This window comes from Streptomyces sp. NPDC017448, from assembly GCF_044330565.1.
GTDB lineage: Bacteria > Actinomycetota > Actinomycetes > Streptomycetales > Streptomycetaceae > Streptomyces.
The window spans coordinates 96045-115060 of sequence record NZ_JBIRLM010000021.1 but is presented as its reverse complement, the minus strand read 5'-3'; the positions used below and the strand labels follow the sequence as shown (position 1 = coordinate 115060).

The window sequence follows — 19016 nt, the reverse complement described above, 5'->3', positions numbered from 1 at the left end:
CGGCCGTACACCGAAGGCACGGCACCACACCATGGCCATCGAGGTCCCCGAAGGCTGGGCGACATTCCTCAAGACCCTGACCGGGATGCCCTTCCCGCAGGCGAACGAGGACTCCTTGCGTCTGGTCAGCGACGACTACCGGCTGATGGCCGAGAAGTTCCAGGAGGTCGAGGAACTCCTGCGGCAGGTCGTCAGCCGTGTCGACGAGGACTTCGAGGGTCAGACCGCGACGGAGTTCGTGGCGTACGCGCGGCAGTTCGTCGAGAGGACGAACGGCAACCAGAGCATCCTCGACCGGGCGTACGAGGACGCCATGAAGCTGTCGAAGAACGCCCACAAGACGGCCGCCGACATCGAGTACACCAAGTGGATGATCTTCGGCCAACTGGCGCTGCTGGTCGTGCAGATAGCCCTGGCACAGGCGTTGTTGTCCGTCACGGGGGGCCTCTCGGAGATCTGGGCGGCCGCGGCGATCGGCGCGTTCAAGGCCATGGCGCTGCTGATCCTCAAGTTCCTGGTGGCCCAGATCATCATGCAGACCATCACCGGTCTCGTCGGTGGTCTGCTGCTCGACAGCATCCTCCAGCTCACCCAGATGGGCCGCGGTGACCGTACGGAGTGGAACACGGACTTCACCAAGGACGCGGCGAAGTTCGCGGTGATCGGGGGCGTGCTCGGCGGGCCGTTCGCCCTGCTGGGCGGCGCGTTCGGCAAGCTGCTCGGCAACCTGGGCGGCAAGGGGCTGGGCAAGATCCTCGGCAACGACGCGGGGAACGTGCTGGCCAAGGGCCTGGCCGGCGGCGGCAAGGGTGTGGGAGCCGGAACAGGCAAGGGCGGCGGCGCGCTCGGCAAGGGCGCGGGAGCCGGAGCGGGCCGGGGCGCAGGCGGCGCGGGAGCCGGAGCCGGTAAAGGCGCGGGCAGCGCCGGAGCCGGAGCCGGCAAAGGCGCGGGCAGCGCCGGAGCCGGAGCCGGCAAAGGCGCAGGCGGCGCCGGAGCCGGAGCCGGCAAAGGCGCAGGCGGCGCCGGAGCCGGAGCCGGCAAAGGCGCAGGCGGCGCCGGAGCCGGAGCCGGCAAAGGCGCGGGCAGCGCCGGAGCCGGAGCCGGCAAAGGCGCGGGCGGCCTGGGCGAAGGAGTCGGTAAGGGCGTCAGCGGTGTCGGGGACGGTCTCGGCAAGGGCGTCAGCGGTGCGGGCGAAGGGGCTGCCGGAGCCGGTGGGCGGACCGGGGCGGGCGCCGCGGGCAACACGATCTCGGAGACGTCCGCCCGTGAGCTCGGCGAGCGGCTGGGCAACATCATGGGCCGCACCAACGAGTCCCTGAACCAGTTGGGCGCGGACGGCGTACGGGGCGCGGCCGCCGGAGCGGTCGGCCGGGAGGTCGTCAAGGACTTCGCGAACGCCTTCGAGAAGCATCTCGGGGGCGCGCTCGGCAACGAGACCGCCAAGAACCTGGGCCGTGAGTACGGTGAGGCGCTGGTCAAGAACTGGGCGGGCAAGGCCGACTGGCAGGGCCTCACCCACTCGCTGGACGATGCGCTCAAACCGTTCGTGAAGGACCTGGGCGAAACCGGCGTACGGGCGCTCTCCCACGACCTGCCCGGCTCGTTCGTCCGGACCGTCGGCGGGAACCTGGGCTTCCACGTCGGCAACTTCGTCGGCGAGATCGCCGGTGAATCGGCCCACGCGGTGGTCACCGAGGGCATGTACAACCTGATCTTCGGCCCGGAGAAAACATTCACGGTCAGCGGCTGGACGGCCGCCGCCGGCGCCTCCGGCGGCATCCTGGGCCGTGGCGTGGCCCGCGGCTTCCAGTCGATGCACCACCTGGTCCAGGGCCCTCCGGCCGCTCCGCCGCCGCGCCCCCCGACGTTCTCGTCCGACGCCCCCGCCCCGCCGGCCGTCACGCCCCGGCCCAGCACCGAGACCGGGCCGACGCCGCGTGACGGTTCCACCCCGACGGCCGACGCGGACAACCGCACGCTCACGGACTCCGGGTCGGAGACCGACAGCCTCTACTACCTGGACGTGGACGACCTCTCGGACAGCGGGACGCTGTACGGGGGCGACGACGACGGGACCGGGAGCACCGCCCCGTACGACGCGCCCCCGGCCTCCGCCCCCTCCTTCGCCACCAGCTCCGACGGCGCGGATCTCACCCGCACCGGCGACGTCACGCCCACCCCGGACCGGAGCGACACGCCGAACGGGAGCGACGGCCCGGACGGGAACGACGGCCCCCGCGGGAACGAATCCTCGAACCGGAGCGAGAGCCCGGACGCGGGCGGCCGGCCGAACACCACCGACAGTTCCGGCGCCGGCTCCGACGATCCGGCCACCGCCCCCGGGCCCCTGTCGCCCGAGCCTCCCGTCCCGCCGGACACGGTGTCCGAGCTGGACCTCCTCCTGAACAGCCTGCCGGACGTACCCGACGCCCCGCCGAGTCCGCAGCCGGACCCGGAGCTGGTACCGGACCAGGCCCCGGAGAACGTGGCGCAGGACCTCACGGACCTGGACTCGCTCCTGGCGGACCTCCCCCGCGTACCCGACACCCCGGCCGGGTCGGCGCCGGACCCGGACCACCTGCTCGCAGACCTCCCCGACGTACCCGACACCCCGCTGGGCCCGGTGCTGACGCCGGAGGAGCAGCGGTTGCTGGCGGACCTTCCCCCCGTACCGCAGAACAACCCCGCGCAGCCGTCCGGCGACGGGTCGGGCCCGTCCTCGTCCGGCAACCGGACCGATGGCTCCGCGTCGGGGAACCGGACCCCGAACGACCCCGACCAGCTCCTCCGGGAGCGCCTGGACCGGCTCAAGAACCAGCAGGACGCGGACCCGGACCCCACGGGCTCGGATCTGGCGGCCCGGCTGGCGAAGCTCCGCGAGGGCGGGCCCGACGACCTCGGCAGGCCCGCGCGGCTCGACGAGCTCCGCGAGCAGTACCGCGCGGCCCTGGACGAGGAGGGCACGGACGGACCGGACCGCGACGGGGCCGCGCTCCCGTACCACGCCACGGGGGGCGCCGCGACACCGCCGCGCCCCGTCCCGACCGTCTCGACGGCATCCAACTCCGGCAACGGGCCCGGCGGTTCACGTCCCCAGACCCCTGGGGAGACGAACCCGGGCGGGCTCGACACGCCGTTTCCCGAGGTCCCCCAGGGCCCCCCGGGCTCCCGGCCGGCCCCCGCGGACGGGATGGACCTCGTCCTCCCCGAGGTACCCCGGCAGGAACCCGGCGCGCGGCCCGGGACGGGGCGGACCGAGAGCGACGGGTCCGGCACGGTCACGGACGACCCGGCGGGCCCTCCCCGTACGGAGACGGCGGACGAGCTGCCCTTCCCCGACGGCTTCGACGACGGCGGCGATCTGGACGCGCTGCTGGCACGGCTGGACGACATCGACGTCCTCACGGACGACACGGTCGGCCGACTGGACCAACTGCCCACGGTGCCCGAAGGACTGACCTCCGCCGAGCAGCACAAGCTGGCCGCGGACGCGACGCGGGAGACCGATGCCCTGCTCGCCGACGCCCGGCGGGTGGGCGTCGACCAGGAGACACGGCAGCGGCTCCGCGAGCGCATCCAGGGCGACATCCGGGCGGGCAGGCACGGCGACGCGGCCGAGGGGCTGCGCGAGCTGAGCGACCTCGTCGCCCTGCACGGCCTCGGTGAGCGGCTCCAGCAGTTCCGCCGCCACATGGACGGCGGGTACGAGGGGCGCGCCGCCCAGTTGGGCATGCGCCGTACGGAGTGGCTGCGCCATGCCCTCGACATCGAGGAGGCGGCCCTCAACGGCGATCCGCGCCGTACGACCCGGCTGCTGGACGACTTCGAGCAGCGGCTCGGCGCCCTGGGGGCCGAGCTGAAGGACCGCGCCAACCACTCTCCCGAGGCGTTGGAGAAGCGGATCGCCGAGAGTCGGCGGGCCGACGCCGAGGACGCGGGCATGGACCGCAAGCGCATCCGTGCGTGGGAGGACCGTCTGGAACAGGCGGCGACGCCCGAGGAGCACCACCGGCTGCAGGTCGACTACGCCGCCGAGGTGGAGACGACGCGCCGGCTCACGACCCTGCGGGAGCTCGGCGCGTCCGAGGCGGAACTCGCTTCCTGGAAAAGCCGGTTGGAGGGTCCGGGACGCGGCAGCGATCTCGACGCCCAGTACGAACGCCGTACGGCCGCCCTCGGCGGCGAGGCCGCTCTGGCGGCGCTCCAGGGGAAGTTGGACGCCTTGCGTGAGGGCGGACCGCAGCAGCAGCCCTCGCAGCCGCCGCCCCCGCCGCAGGACGGGACCGGTGACGGCGCCCCCACCGTCAGCCGGACGGACGGTTCCGACCCCGGCTCCGACCCCGACCCGGCGCGCGAACTGGCCGACCTGGAGGCCCGGCTCGACCGGCTGGCCGAGGGCGGGGACCGTACAAGGATGTCCCGCGAGGAGCAGCGGGAGTGGGCGGACCGGCACGCGCAGGCCGAGGACGACGCCGCGCGGCAGGCGGTCGAGCGGGAACACGCGGACCGTCTGGCGCAGTTGGAGCGCGAGCGGCGGCTGAGCGTCGTCGCGGACGGCGGCCCCGAGGGGGCGCGGCGCGGTCCCGAACGCCAGGAGGCGTGGCAGAGCCGCCTCGACGAGGCGGCGGACGACCCGCGGGCCGTCGACCGGGTGCTCGACGACTACGACGCGGAGACGGAACAGCTGCGGCGCGAGGGCAAGGAGCGCCTGGAACAGGAGCTGCGCGCCCCGGACCGGCTGCGGGACCTCGACCGGCGCATCGACCGCTCGCTCGACCGGCTGCCCGAGGAGGTGCGCGCGAGGGCCGCGCGGGACGCCCGCACCCTGGTGGAACGGCTGCGGGACCTGACCGCTGCCCCCGAGGAGACCGCTGCCCCGAAGACGGACGACGCCGTACCGGAGAAGGACGCCGACACCCGGAACACCGGCCTGCCCCACCCGGCGCCCGCGCCGCCCCCGAAGAACGCCCCGGGCTCGTCCCCGTCCCCGTCCTCCCGCACGAACGTCGACGAGGGCGGCGACAGCAGCAGCACCGAGAAGACCCCGAACCCCGCCGGCTCCGAACGGAACCGGCGTACTCCGGCGTCCCCCGGCGAGCAGGTGATGGAGGCCCCCCGGCAGCGGAACGGCGCCGCGGCGGCGTCCGAGGACGGCGGCAGCACGCACACGCGGGACCGCGACGAGCTGCCCTCGCCGGACAGCCGCCGCATCCCCACGGAGACCGAGGAGGATGCGCTCACCTCCTCCGCGGCCGACCGGAACGACGACGCCCCTCACCTGTCCGACGACGCCGAGTCCGTCCTCTCCGCTCAGGAGGGCCCCCAGACCACCCAGAACACCCAGAGCTCCGAAGACGCAGGAATTCCCGACAGTTCCGAGGCGCCCGGGAACTCCGTGAAGGAGCGCGAGCAGGGCGGGGGTTCCCAGGACGGCGACGACTCGCGTGACGCGCCCTCCGGCGGCGGCCACCGGCCGGGTGGCTCGTCCGAGGAGCAGCTCCCGCCCTCGGCGCGGGACACGGCTCTCAACGCCCTCTCGGCGGACGAGTTCGAGCAGCGCATGTACCGCGCGCGGCGCGACCGGCCCGACCTGACGAGCGACGAGGCCCTGCGCGACGAGGTGTACCGCCGGATCAACGACCCCGGCGTGAAGGTGGAGAAGGTGGTGTCCCTCGCCGCCCCGCTGCTGACCGAGGGCGTGGAGCCGCCGTCGTCCGGGCGGGCCGGCACGTTCGTGACCTTCGACGACCACGCGATGCTGCCCGCCTCCCTGCGGGGCCACGGCCACGGCCACCTCACCGTGCGGGGCGTCGACCGGCTGCTCGACTCCCTCACGGTGCGCTGGCGTCTGCACCCCGAGGGGGCGGCCCAGCTGAGGCTGGTGCTCACCCAGAGCCCGCACACGCTGCTCGGCCCCCGGACGTTCGTCCTGCCGACCCTGGACGGCGGCCACCGGGAGGTCGCCCTCTCCCTGGACAGCTACGGGAACTGGCGCCGCTTCGCCGAGCCGACGCCGTTGGCCGTCCCGGACGACGAGACCCGGCCCGTGCCCGCGACGGACAAGGGCGGTTCCCCCACGGTCACGACCGCTCCGAAGACCGTCGCCGCCACCACGCCCAAGACCGACGCGCCCGAAACCACCGACGCGTCCCAGGCCGACGCGCCCAAGAACGACACCTCCACCACCACCGACGCGCCCAAGACCGACGCGTCCACGACCACCGACGCGCCCAAGACCGACGCCTCCAAGACCGCCGAGGCCGACACCACCGCCGACGCCCCCGTCAAGGTCGAGACCGAACTCCGCACCCGCCCCGGCACGACCGAGACCAAGACGCTCGGCACGTCCCGCGCCTTCGGGCTGGCCGTCCCGATCAGCGCCACCGGGACGCCCTTCGGCGCGCTCGGCTCCGTGACCCTCGGCGGACGGCGCATGGAGGCGTCCTACACCTACACGCAGGAGAACCGCGCCCAGACCAGCGTGACCACGGTCGGCAAGGACGGCAGCCACCTCCACGTGAGCGACCTGCACATCGTGGCCGCGTCCGTGCGCGTCTGGGACAAGAAGGGCCGTGAGCTGCCCGCGAACGGGCAGCAGCCCGGCACCGCCGGCCGGCAGCACTACCGCATCCAGGACGGGGTCGCCTGGCGCGTCCCCGACAGCGTCACCGACCCGGCGATCCCGGACCGGCTGCCCACCGCCTTCACCTTCGCTCCCGGCGCCCGGCCGCACCTGCTCGCGCCGCTGAGCGTCACCACCGGCACCCGGTTGCTGGACTGGGCGCTCAGGAACTTCCCCGAGGCGGTCCCCGGCAGCTTCCTCCGCCGCCAACTGGCCGACCTCTTCGGGGAGGAGAGCCTGCGCACCATGATCGCGCAGAGCTCCGGGGAGACCGTGGCCACGGCTCCGCTCTTCGCCGGTCCGGGCAGCCGGACGCTGGGCTCCGTCGAACTGCGGCTGGTCCCGGTCGACGCCACGCTGCTCCAGGCGTCCGACAAGACCGAGGTCAAGAAGGCCGACGCACAGCGCTCCACCGGCACCACGGAGAAGAAGAACACCCAGGGCGCCGGGGTCGGACTCACCGCCGGCCCCCAGTTCGGGCTGCTCCCGACCTCCAACGCCCTGAACCTCCAGATCGCGGGGGCCGCCGGCCTGACGACCCAGCGGGCCGAGAGCAGCTACAGCGGCAACACGGCCGAGTCCGTGCGCACCCTCAACAGCCGGGGCCACTCGGGGCTCTACGGTGTCCGCTTCCGGCTGGAGGTGCGCCGCCAGGGCGGTACGTGGGAGTCGCCCGCACCGGTCCGGCAGGGTGACCGGGCCGGGGGCGGCACCCCGGCCGAGGACGGCGCGTTCCTCACCGCCACCGTGCAGCTCCCCCGCGCCGACGCGCGCAGGCTGGCCGGCTGGGACGACGGCACCGCCCCCGTCCCGGACGCCGAGGCGCCGCCCGCGCCCGCGTACCTGACCCCGTCGAACCCGGCGACGTTCGGGCTGCACGCGGTCGTGGACCTCGCACCGGTCGGCGACGCGCAGGCGCCACCGCCCCACACGTCCCTCACGGACGCGCTGGTGGACCGCATCCAGGACGGCCTGCACCGGGCCTACCCCGACCTCGTGCTGCCGCCCGGGACCAACACCGCGACCAGCGGCTCCCGCACCGGGGGCGGCGACCGTACGTACAACAACGCGGTGCGCAACACCCACCTGCTGCGCCAGGCACTCGCCCGTACGGTGCTGGAGGGCTCCCTCGACCGCCTGACCAGCACCGGCCTGCGCATCCAGCTCGAACAGCTCGGCACCGTCAACAAGCGGTACGTCGTCGTCACCGTGCGGGCGCAGGCCACGGACCGCCGGTTCCTGGGCACCCACCACGATCTGGGGCTGGCCAACAACGTCCTCTCCACCCGCCGCGCGGACAGCGCGACCACCCGGACGCACGGCTGGTCGATCGGCTTCGACGCGGGGCTGACCGGGCTCGACCGCTTCGGCGGCTCCGGCAGCATCGGCTACCGGTACGGCAAGCAGACCGCGTACGGCATGACGTACGGGCCGACGCTGACCCCGGACGGCGGCATCACCAGCTCCGGATCGCAGCACCTGTGGTCGTACCACCTGGACTTCACCGCGGAGGCCACCAGCTTCACCCGCCCGCGCCAGACCGCCCGGACGATGTCCGGCGAGCTGCTCGGCACCCGGTGGTTCGTGAAGCAGGCCCCCGGCACCGTCGACCTGCTGCGTACCGAGGGGACCGGGCAGAGCGGGCAGACCGGCGCGACCGCCCGGCCCCCCGTCGCCGGGCGGGTCACCCTCGCCGTGCCCGCCTCGCTCTCCGTACCGTCCGCGCTGAGTGTCGACCGGCCGCGGACCGCCCCGACGAGCACGCCGATGACCCCGGCCACGGCCGAACTGCTCTCCTCCGGGAAGCCCGTCCCCACGACCGACTGGACGCCCCACCCGCTCCTCGACGGCCTGCACTCCGTGCAGAGCGTCACCTCGCCGGAGCTCGTGCAGCAGCACCTCAGGGAGCTGCTCGCCTCCGTCTCCGGCAACTCCTGGGTCTACGGGAACGACGGGACCCCCGCGTCCGGGGCGCTCGCCGAGGCGTTCGCGGTCGGCCGCAACGAAGCGGACTTCAGCGACGCGGCGCAGACCGGCAAACACGTCAGCGACCTGTTCGGGCGGACGGCCGTCACCGACATCACCGCCTCGGTCAGCGCCTGGCCCCAGCTGCGCCGGCCGCGCGTGGTCGCCGTCGTCGACTCCGGCGACCTGGCCCTGTCCGCCGTGGGGTCGGGGACCAGCGGGGCGGGGCACTCGGTCGCCAAGTCCAGCAGCCACACCGTCAGCCTTCTGGGCGCGTTCCGGGCCAAGCACACCGACACGTTCCAGACGGCGGGAACCTACGGGGCGACCTGGACGCCGTACCAGCGCACCAGCACCACGACCGAGGCCGCGACCTTCTCCGCGAACCCGGCCCACACGGTCCAGTACACCGGGCCGATGGCCCTGGTCAGCGCCGACGTGGCGTGGCACCTCGCGGCCCGTTCCCAGCCCTCCGGCCTGCTCCAGGGGCCGATGGAACTGGCCCGCGGACGGAAGCCCGAGGGGCGGATCGTGGAGGTCCCCGACGGCGTGCTCGTCTGGGTGCCGCTGGCGGAGGCCCGGAAGGCCGGGCTGTTCGACGACGGCCTCACCCCGCCGCCGTCCACGCAGCTGTACGCCCCCACCGGCGCGGCGGCGCACGGCATGCTCACGGTCGGCCGCATCGACATGGCCCCGGCGGTCAAGGCGTTCACCGACCAGCTGCTCACGACCCTGCCCCAGCACAAGAGCTGGCTCGGCCCGAAGAGTCTGCTCGCCGACCAACTCGGCGGACTGGCACGGCAGATGACCGCCCTGTCGCCGTCCGGTATGCGCGCTCTCCAGACGGGCATGGAGAACGGCGGCACCTCCCTGCGCCTGGCCCGGAACAAGATCGGCCCGTCCAAGGACGCCAGCCTCACGGTGACCCTGCGACGCACCGGCTTCACCCCCGGGCCGCTGCGCCACGACGTGAAGCCGACGATCACCCGGCCCACCTCCACGGCGGAGACCGTCACGGAGAAACTGGCACGCGGGTACGAGGCCGGGTACCGGCTCGCCGAAGTGCCCGGTGTCCAGAACGACCCGGTGGTCCGCAACGGCGGCTTCACCCTCGACGACAAGGCCGGGTCCTCCCGCTCGGCCTCCCTGGCGCACGCGGTCACCGACGCCGTCAGCGCCCAGGTGGCCTTCGAGGGGCCCGTGGTGACCGGCCGCACGGCGTTCGAGGCCACCTTCACCCTGGAGCTGCCCGACGGGACCGTGGTGACGCACACGCAGAGCGTCGGCGACGCCGAGGTGGTGCTGCCCCTGAGCCTCGCGCGACCGGGGACGACACCCGCGCCGACGGTCACCACCACGTCCGCCGGGGCGGGCGCGACCACCACGGCCCCCGGAACCACCGGAGCGAACGCGGCCGCCACGTCCGCCGGGGCGACGGTGTCGGCCGGGGCGCCCGCGCCGAACACCGCGCGACAGACCCCCCGCCCGATGCTGCTGCCGCCGGAACAGCCGGGGTCCACGGCGTTGCGCGACCTCGGCTCAGCGGCCAAGAAGCTGTTCGCCGCCGGTCCGGAGAGCGTCGTCGTGACCACGGTCGGCGGCATCACCGCCCTCCGGGACGCCGCCGCGTACGCCCTCGACACCGCGGTCAAGGGCCGCGGTACCAAGAGCGGCGACGCGACGCCCATGCCCACCGACGCCCGCGGCCGCTATGTGCGGAGGACGGCGTTGACCCGGCCGGGCACCGCGGCCGGGGAAGCGCTCAAGGGAGGCATCAGCACCGACGTGCTGAGCGCCTACCTCCCGCAGATGATCCGCGACCACCTGACCGTCACGCTGCACGACACCGCCTCCGCGGTCGGCGGGACGGACGCCGTCCTCACCCTCTCCGCCGCCATCGACCTGTCGCAGGCCGCACTGCTGGCGGTGGACGCGCAGGCCGGGCTCGGCGGCAGCCGGCGGACCTCGGAGAACGACACCTACACGGGCGACACCACCGACAGCCACGCGCCCGCCATGACCGTGGGCCCGGGCTACCAGTCGCAGCCCCTGGTCCAGTCCACGGCCACCATGCCGGGCTGGACGGACTCCGACGCGTCGGGCAGCGCCGCCGACCGCCGGACCTCCGCGCTGACCACGCTGAAGCCGTTCGCCGGCGGCGCGGTGCTCGTCCAGGCCCCCCTGCACGTGGTCCAGACGGCGAAGGCGTCGCACCGGATCGCGGACCTGCCGGTCGTCCCGGCGCCGCTCCGGCCGGGCTCCCGGCCGCCGGCCACCGTCGAGCACACGGTGCCGGGCGGGGTGACGATGTGGGTGTCGTTCGACGTCGCGAAGGAGCACGGGCTGCTGCCCCCCGAGGTCGAGGCGGCGGCGGGCGTCGTCAAGGAGCAGACCGAGAAGTACGTCGAAGCGGCCAAGGAGGCGGGGGCGGCCGAACGGCGCCTGCGCGCCCTCGGCAGCGAGGTCACCGCCCTCCGGTCCCACCTCCGCGACCTGCTCGGGACGCAGCCGCTCCCCGGAACGGAGGTGGCCGCCGCGCGGGAACGGCTCGCCACGGCCCGCACCCGGTACGCCGAGGCCCAGCGGGACCTGGCCAACCACCGCCGCGACCTCGCCACCGCCGAACAGCACCTCGCCGGGGCGTCCGAAGCCTCGTGGAAGGCCGTCGGGCACTACACGCCCACCGGCCCCCGGCCCACCGGCGCACCGCCGGTCCCCTGGACCGCACCGGAGACGACCGCGAGCACGGCGACAGCCCCGGGCGCCACCGCCGAGGAGCCCCCCGCCACGGTCCCCGGCTACCCGCCGCTCTCCGAGCTCCTCGCCGGCACCACGTCCCACGCGGGCCCCTCCAGCGCCCCCGCCACCTCGCAGGACGTCCACGCCCGTACGGAATTCTGGCTCGGCGAGACCGGCCCGCTGCCGGACGGGGAGGCCGTACGCCGGGAACAGGCCAAGGCCGCCGCCTGGGCGGAGCACCTGCGGGCGGCGGACGCGGCCCACCGGACGTCGCTGGAGGCCGTACGGGCCGCCCGGCAGGAGCTGGACGCCGCCCTGCTGCGGGAGGCCCGCAGCGGGAAGACGGCGGCTCGGGACGCCTTCCCCGGGCAGTTCGACGCGGTCGAGGCCGACGTGCGCACCGCCCGCGCCGCCTACGACAAGGCGGTGGCACGGCTGACCGCCCACTACCGCGAACTCGGTCTCGTCCGCGCCGCCTTCGACTCCGTGGACGCGGCCGTGCGCCCCCTCCTCGCGCCGCGGCCCGAGGGCAGCACCCCTCTCGTCGTCACCCCCTGGCACCCGGCCCCGGAACCCGAGGGGTACGTCCGACCGGCCGATACGTCCGCCCCCGACCCGTACACCTCCCAGGGCGAGGACGCCGAGGGCCGCCCGGTCACCCTGACGGACCCGGACGGCCGCGTCCTCCAGCTCCTGGAACCGCCCTCCACCGGCCCCGCGCACCTCGACCGCGGCACGAGCTTCCACCGCTCCCTCCTCGACGCGGTCCAGCGCGCCCATCCGGGGCTCCTCGCCGAGAAGGGGCTCCACGCGCCGGGCAGGGACCTCATCGCGGCCGACGTCCAGCACCTGAAGCAGCGCCTGGCCGACCGGCTGACCGCCGACCGCGACGAACTCGCGCCGTTCCTCGCCATCGACCCCCAGGAACGTTTCACCGCGCGGGAGTTGGCCGACGCGGGCATCGTGCTCACCCCGGCGGAGGCCGCCGAGCACGCCGCCTCGCGCCACCGCCTCCCGGACGCCGTGGCCTCGCGGTTGACCACCGACCAGCGTCTGGCGCTGGCCCGTACGACCCTGCTGCGCTCCGGGGACCAGGAGATCGGCGACCGCAAGGACGCGGGGTGGAACCACTCCGCGGGCGACCTGGCCGCCCTGCTCGCGGCCCGCGTGCTCGGCGTACCGGTCACCGTGGTCGCGTCGGACCTGAACCACCTGACGTTCCTCCCGCCCGACGCCGACACGGCCGGCGGCGCGGGGCCGGGCGTGGTGCTGCACCACGCGGACGACCGCTACCGGCTCGCCGTGCCCTCCGTGACGGACGACCTGCTGCTCAACTCCGACACGGAGGAGACCCGGCAGACGTCCTCCGAGATCACCGAGCACCCGGTCCAGCCGGTCCAGCCGGTCCCGACGCAGAGCACCTCGACCGCGCCGCTCCTCCAGCATCGCGGGGAAGGCGCGACCTACTACATCGGGACCGGCACCGGCCCGGCCACCGCGGTGCCCAAGTCGCTCAACTTCATCTGGCTGGGCGGCGAACTGACGCAGGCCGCCCGCGCCAACATCAGCGAATGGGCGGACAAGGCGCGGGGACCGCAGTGGAAGCTGAAGGTCTGGACGGACGACGACGGCCTGCGGAACAACGAGGCGTTCCTGCGGGAGATGGAGACCGCGGGCGCCCTGGAGCACGGCCACGTCGGCAGCCTGTTCCCCGGCGACAAGGGCAGCGGCCTGTTCAAGCGCAAGAAGGCGACGGACGGGGAGCTGTTCCCCCCCAAGGTGAAGAAGCTGTTCGACACCGCGCTGGAGGAGAGCAGCTACGCGATGGCCTCCGACGTCGCCCGCTACGCCCTCCTCTACCAGCACGGCGGGGTCTACCTCGACGTCGACCTGAGTCCGGGTGAGGTGGTGCTGCGTCCCGAGGGCGTGCGGATGCCGCAGGGCGAGGACACCCTGCCGATGTTCGGCCCTCTGCTCCAGAACATGGGCAGCGTGCGCAGGACTCTCAACCTCCCGGAGGGGGCACCCGCCCCTTCCCGGGAGCAGGTGCACCAGGCCGCCGAGACCGCTTACGCGCAGGGGGAGTTCGGGAACCACTTCATCGTCGCGCACCCCCGTAGCCGCTTCATGAAACAGGTTCTCGACAACCTGCCGGACGTCAACCACAGCGACAAGGCGACCAGGGGCTATCTCCTGGCGGCCATGCGGTCGAAGGACGCGGCCAGCAGAACCGGTCCGGCCTACCTGGAGCGGCAGTTCGAGGAACACGCCAAGAACTTCCCGCCCGCGATTCCGGGGACCACGGCCGAGCGGGCCTTGGTACGGCCGCGCAACAACTACCGGGTCCAGTTGGCGGACTGGGCGGACTGGACGCGACTGGATTGGGTGACCCCCGAGAGCGAGAACCAGGAACCCCCCCGAACGGCATCCGCCCCGGCCGGGCAGAAAACGCTGGCCAAGCGGATGGGCGACTCCGTCAAGTCGCTGAAGGGGTCGATCCGATGGGGCGGCGGCAGGTCCGGTTCGGGTTCGGCGCCGCTGTCGAACGACGGAACACTGCTGTCCGGCTTGGACCCGGTGGTCGAGGGGTTCGAGCAGACCGGCCGCGCGCCGAAGGACGAGTTCGTCGGCAAGGACGGCCGAACGGTCTCCTACGAGGAGATCCGCCGGAGCCTGCGGACCATCAGGGACGCCGAGGACAAGGTCATCGGGTACGCGTCGCACAGTGACCAGGACTGGGCCCCGCGGCAGGACTTCTACGCGAACTACCGGTCCGGCCAGACGTCCTACCGGGCCTACGAGGCGGTGGGCAAGAGCGGGTTCGCTCCCGTGGCCGAGGACAAGGCCGCCCCCCGCACCGTCCCCTGGCAGGCCGGCGACGCGAACGCCGGGCAGCGCCCGATCTTCTTCGACGCCCACGGCGCCGAAGACGGTGTCCTGCTCCACATCGACGGCGACCTCCCCCTGAAGGTGGACGGCGCCCAGTTCGCCCGGTTCATGGAGACGCTGACCGACCCCGACCGGCCGCCGGCCCCGGTGGTGCTCGTGGCCTGCGACACCGGCCTCGTCCGCCCCAAGGACGGCGGGAGCGTCATCATGGACGCCGCCCGGGCGGTCCCCGGACGCCGCTGGTACGCCCCCGACGTCGAGGTCGGCCATGTGAGCAAGCCGTCCGGAGCCGTGGGCGACGCCACCGGCGTACTGGCCCTGCTCCAGGACCGGGCGACCGGACGCCAGGGCCGGTGGGTGACCGCGAGCGAACCCGACGCACTGGACGCCCTGCTCAGCCAGGAGGGCGAGGACGGCGACGCGGTCACCGACGGCGGGACGAAGCCCGCGCACGGTGCCGACCCGGTGCGGAGTTCGGACGAGCTGCTGGTGAACGTCCCGGACACGGTCACGGACACGGCCACGCGGCAGGCCGCCGAATCCTCCAGGACGGCGGACGAAGAGGTCACGGCGAAAGCAAAAGACGCCTTCCACCGGCAGAGCACAGAGCTGTGGGACCGGATCGAGGGCGTCAAACCGCTGGCCGGTGACGAGGAATTCCGTCAGGGCGTGACCGCCTGGCTGAAAACCGTCGAATCGGACGTGGACCTGGCTCTGACCGGACGCCCGGACAGGAACGAAGTCAACAAATCCGCCGTCGCCGCGATCATGAAGGGCTTCCAGTCCGAAAAGGTCATGGGCCACCAAGTGAACTACCTGTGGTTCACCCGGCAGCAGGAGGCGGTGGGTTTCGAGGGCGCCCTGCCGGCGCGCGCCGCGGCATCGGCCGCACACGGCCAGATCTGGTCGAAGATGGGCGCGGCCGAAGCGATCAGCGCAGCCAGCGTCGCAACCGGCGTGGCCCTCGAATCGTCGGTGCAGGGCTACATCTTCGACGGTCTCGGATTCGGGCTTCCCCGCTGGGACGACTCCCCGACCATGGCCGAACTCTGGCGCGAGTTGTCCCGCACCTACGCCCAGGGCCTCACCAACCGGGTCACCGCCCATGTGCTCGACGGAATCCACCACAGCAGCGTCCTCACCACCACGGAGTGGCCCGAGGCCAAGAAGCGCATCGAGAGCGGCGAAATCGACGGCCTGGACGTCGTCATCTACACAGCCGCTCCCGGCAAGGAACTCAATGAACTGACATATGAGCAGACCGTCACGGTGCGGACTCAGGAAGACTTCGACCGGCTTCCCCGCGTGCCCGACACCGACGAATGGCGAGAACGGCAGCGGCAGGTCGACTCGGAGCAGAAGGACGTACTGAAGAAGTTCTACCAACGCGAGCTCCAGCTCAACCTCCTCAGCTCCTACGCGAAGAAGGCCTTCGGTGTGCAGGACGGTGAGGACCGAACCCTCCTCCGCCCCCCGCGCACACGGACAAACAGCACGACCGACGGCGAGGCGAAGGACGGCAACGGCTCCCACGTGTGGCAGAGCTCGGACGAGTTGTTGAGGAACACCGAGCCCACGCAGACCACGCCCGTCGATCCTCCCCGGCTGGCGGTGGGCGGCCACCAGGGCGAAGCGTCGTCGATCCCGAAGCATCTGAACTTCATCTGGCTGGGTGGCGCGATGACGGCCGACGCCCGTCAGAACCTGCGGAACTGGGCGGAGAAGGCCGAGAACTCCGCCTGGGACATGCGCATCTGGACGGACGACGAGGGACGCGCTGCGAACAACGACTTTCTTACGGAACTCGCCGCGCGGGGAGTGTCGAGCCCCCCGGTGGACACCGTGTTCGGCCCGAAGCGATTTTTCCGGTACACGGACCCGGTGCTGTCGCGGGCCGGGAATCTGTACGAAAGGGGCCAGGAGCTCCGGAGCTTCGCGCTGGCCTCGGACGCCGCCCGCTACGCCATCCTCTACCAGCAGGGGGGCGTCTACCTCGACGTGGACGTGGCGCCCGGAAACTTCGTGCTGCCGGCCGACGGCGTGCAGATGCCCTCGGGCGACAACCTCCCCATGTTCGGGCCCCGGCTGCGCGACGCGACCAGTGTGCTCGGCGTGAACCCGCCGCCGGATGCGGTGCTCACTCCCGAGGCCGTCCGCGACATGGCCGTGGCGATGTACGACAGGGGCGAGCTGGGCAACCAGTTGATCGCGGCCCATCCGAACAACCCCTTCCTCGGTTACCTGCTGACGGAGCTCGTCAAGCTGAGTTCCCTGTCGAAGCTTGAACGGGACCAGAAGCTGATCGAGATCGGCAAGCGGGACGTGGCGCACATCACGGGTCCGACGTTCATCGACACCCGGCTCAACGACTACAACCGTGCGTGGATGAGGAGGAACGAAACGGCCAGTTACGGGGAGACGAGAGGCGCCGCCCGGTTCAGGCCCACGGAAGCGGCACGGGACGTCTGGATCGACCTGGCCTGGGTGACCCCGGAGAGCCAGAACCAGGAGACCGCCTCGATCCACGGGGCAGAGCGACCGGCGGAGGGGACGCTCTCCCGTACGGGCACCGCGCGGGAGAAGCTGAAGAAGTTCGGCGGCAGCCTCGCCGGCACGTTCCGGAGCAGCCACCGGGACGGCGGCGACGACACCGCCGGCTCGTCCTCCGGAACCCGGAAGTTCTTCTCCAACAGCCGGTCCGACTCCTCGGCCGGAGAGGGCCCCCTCCTGCACTCGGCCACCTCCCTGCTGGCCTCCCCGCCCGCCGGCGCGACGCCGGACGCCGTGCTCACGGGCGAGGACGGACGCCGGGTCTCCTACAGCCAGGTGTACGAGGGCCTCACGGTGATCCGCGGCGCCGACGGCCGGACCCTGGGCTACGCCTCCCACTCCGTCCAGGACTGGGCGCCCCGGCGGGACTTCTACGCCGCGTACCGGCCGGACGAGGCCCTGTTCGCGCACTACCGGACCACCGAGGACGGGGACTTCGCCCTCGACACCGACAGTGCGACGGACTCCCCCGCCGGGAAGGTCCCCTGGCACACCGGCGTACCGGCGCGGGACGCGCAGGAGCCGGTCACCCCGTTGTTCTTCGACGCCCACGGCACGGAGGACGGCGTCGAGCTCCATCTGGCGGGCGCCAAGCCGCTGGTCGTCGACGGCGCGCAGTTGGCGCGCTTCATCGAGACGCTCAGAGACCCGGCACGGCCCCCGGCCCCCGTCGTCCTGGTCGCGTGCGAGACGGCGAAGATCCGCAGCGGCGACGGCAGCAGCGTGGCGCTGGACGCCGCCCGCGCCCTGTCCGGACGCCTCTGGTACGCGCCCGACACCGAAGTGGGCCACGCCACGCCGGCCAGCGGCTCCGACAGCGCCTCGGGCGTGCTGGGCCTCCTCGCGGACCCGGTCGCCCGGCGCCGCGGCGCATGGGTCGCGGCGGGCGAAGGGGTGGAGACCGACGCCGTCGCTCCCCCCGCCCCTCGGACGGAGGCGGAGCAACCCCCCGTCTCGCTCGCTGACCTGATCTTCGAGACGCTCAACTCGGCCTCGCCCAGCAGCGTGGAGCAGACGGTCGCCGTCCACCTGGCCCCGGGCGACGCGGAGACCGAGCACGCGGAGCCCGCGCCACCCGCGCAGGACCAGGCGGCAACCGTTCAGCCGGCTCTCGGACGACCGCTGAACATCACCTTCAAGGAGGGCGACGGAGAGGGCGCGCCCCTGCGGGAGCTGGGCGCCGACGACGAGCAGGGGGTGCGCGCGTACGTCGGTACCTCCCACATCAAGGGGGACTACGACGCGATGCGACTCATGCTGCGCCGGTTGGAGGCGTTGACCCCTCCGCCGTCCTACCTGGAGGACCTGCGGGCGAGCGTCGACGACTTGTTGGAGTCCTGCGAGCCCGCTCCCCCCGTTCCGACGCAGCTGCACTTCGTCTGGCTCGGCAAGGACCTTCCCGCGGATGCGCTGAAGAACATCACCGCGTGGACCGCCAGGGCCCGCAAGGCCAACTGGACGGTGAACCTGTGGACGGACTCCCGGACGAAGCTGAGCGCCACGACGCAGGTGAGCATCAGGTTCACGAAGGGACTCACCCGGATGCAGCTCGATCCCGTCGTCCATGAGGACTTCAAGAAAGCCTTCACGATCGCCACCGACCCCACGGGCGGGACCCAGGCGTACGCGTTCGCCTCCGACCTGGCGCGGTACAGCGTCCTGAAGCAGTACGGCGGGGTGTACGCCGACGTGGACCTGGGCCCCGGGACGTTCGAGTTCTCGGCCGCGGAGCCCCTGCGGCTCCGGCAGAACGACGTGCCGGTGCTCGGCCCGCTCCTCCGTGACCTGAGCGGACTGAACGGGATTCTCCAGGGGATCGCGGAGCGGGCAGGCGTTCCCCATGTGCCGGTGACCGGGCAGCCGACCACGGAACAGGTGCGCCGCGCGGTCGACTTCCTGCTCGACACCGGCGGTTACGGCAACCACTTCATCGTCGCGCAGGTGGACGCGCCCTTCATCGACCGGATCATCCAGAAGATCGCCGCCACGCTCCCCATGTTCGAGGACGCCGAGGAGATGAAGCAGGCGGGTGCGGCGGCCACGGGGCCGTTCCTCCTGCTCCAGGTGCTCAATGAGCACCTGGAGCAGGAGTTCGGGGTGAAGGACCCGGCACGCGGCGAGTTCGGCCACTTCCAGGGCCAGGGGAGGCACTTCCACGAGAACCTGGACTGGCTGACGCCCGAGAGCGAACACCAGGAGACCGAGCGCTCGTGACGGCACGTCATATCGCTCGGCGGAGGCAACCGAACCC

At 73.0% G+C, this 19016-nt stretch carries 1 protein-coding gene; it reads left to right on the top strand.

What is annotated here, in order from left to right; all coding sequences use genetic code 11:
* Positions 1–31: 31 nt before the first annotated feature.
* Entirely contained in the window at positions 32–18979 is an 18948-nt protein-coding gene (locus ACH4K1_RS27670) for a glycosyltransferase (protein ID WP_398092291.1), read from the top strand.
* Positions 18980–19016 lie beyond the last annotated feature (37 nt).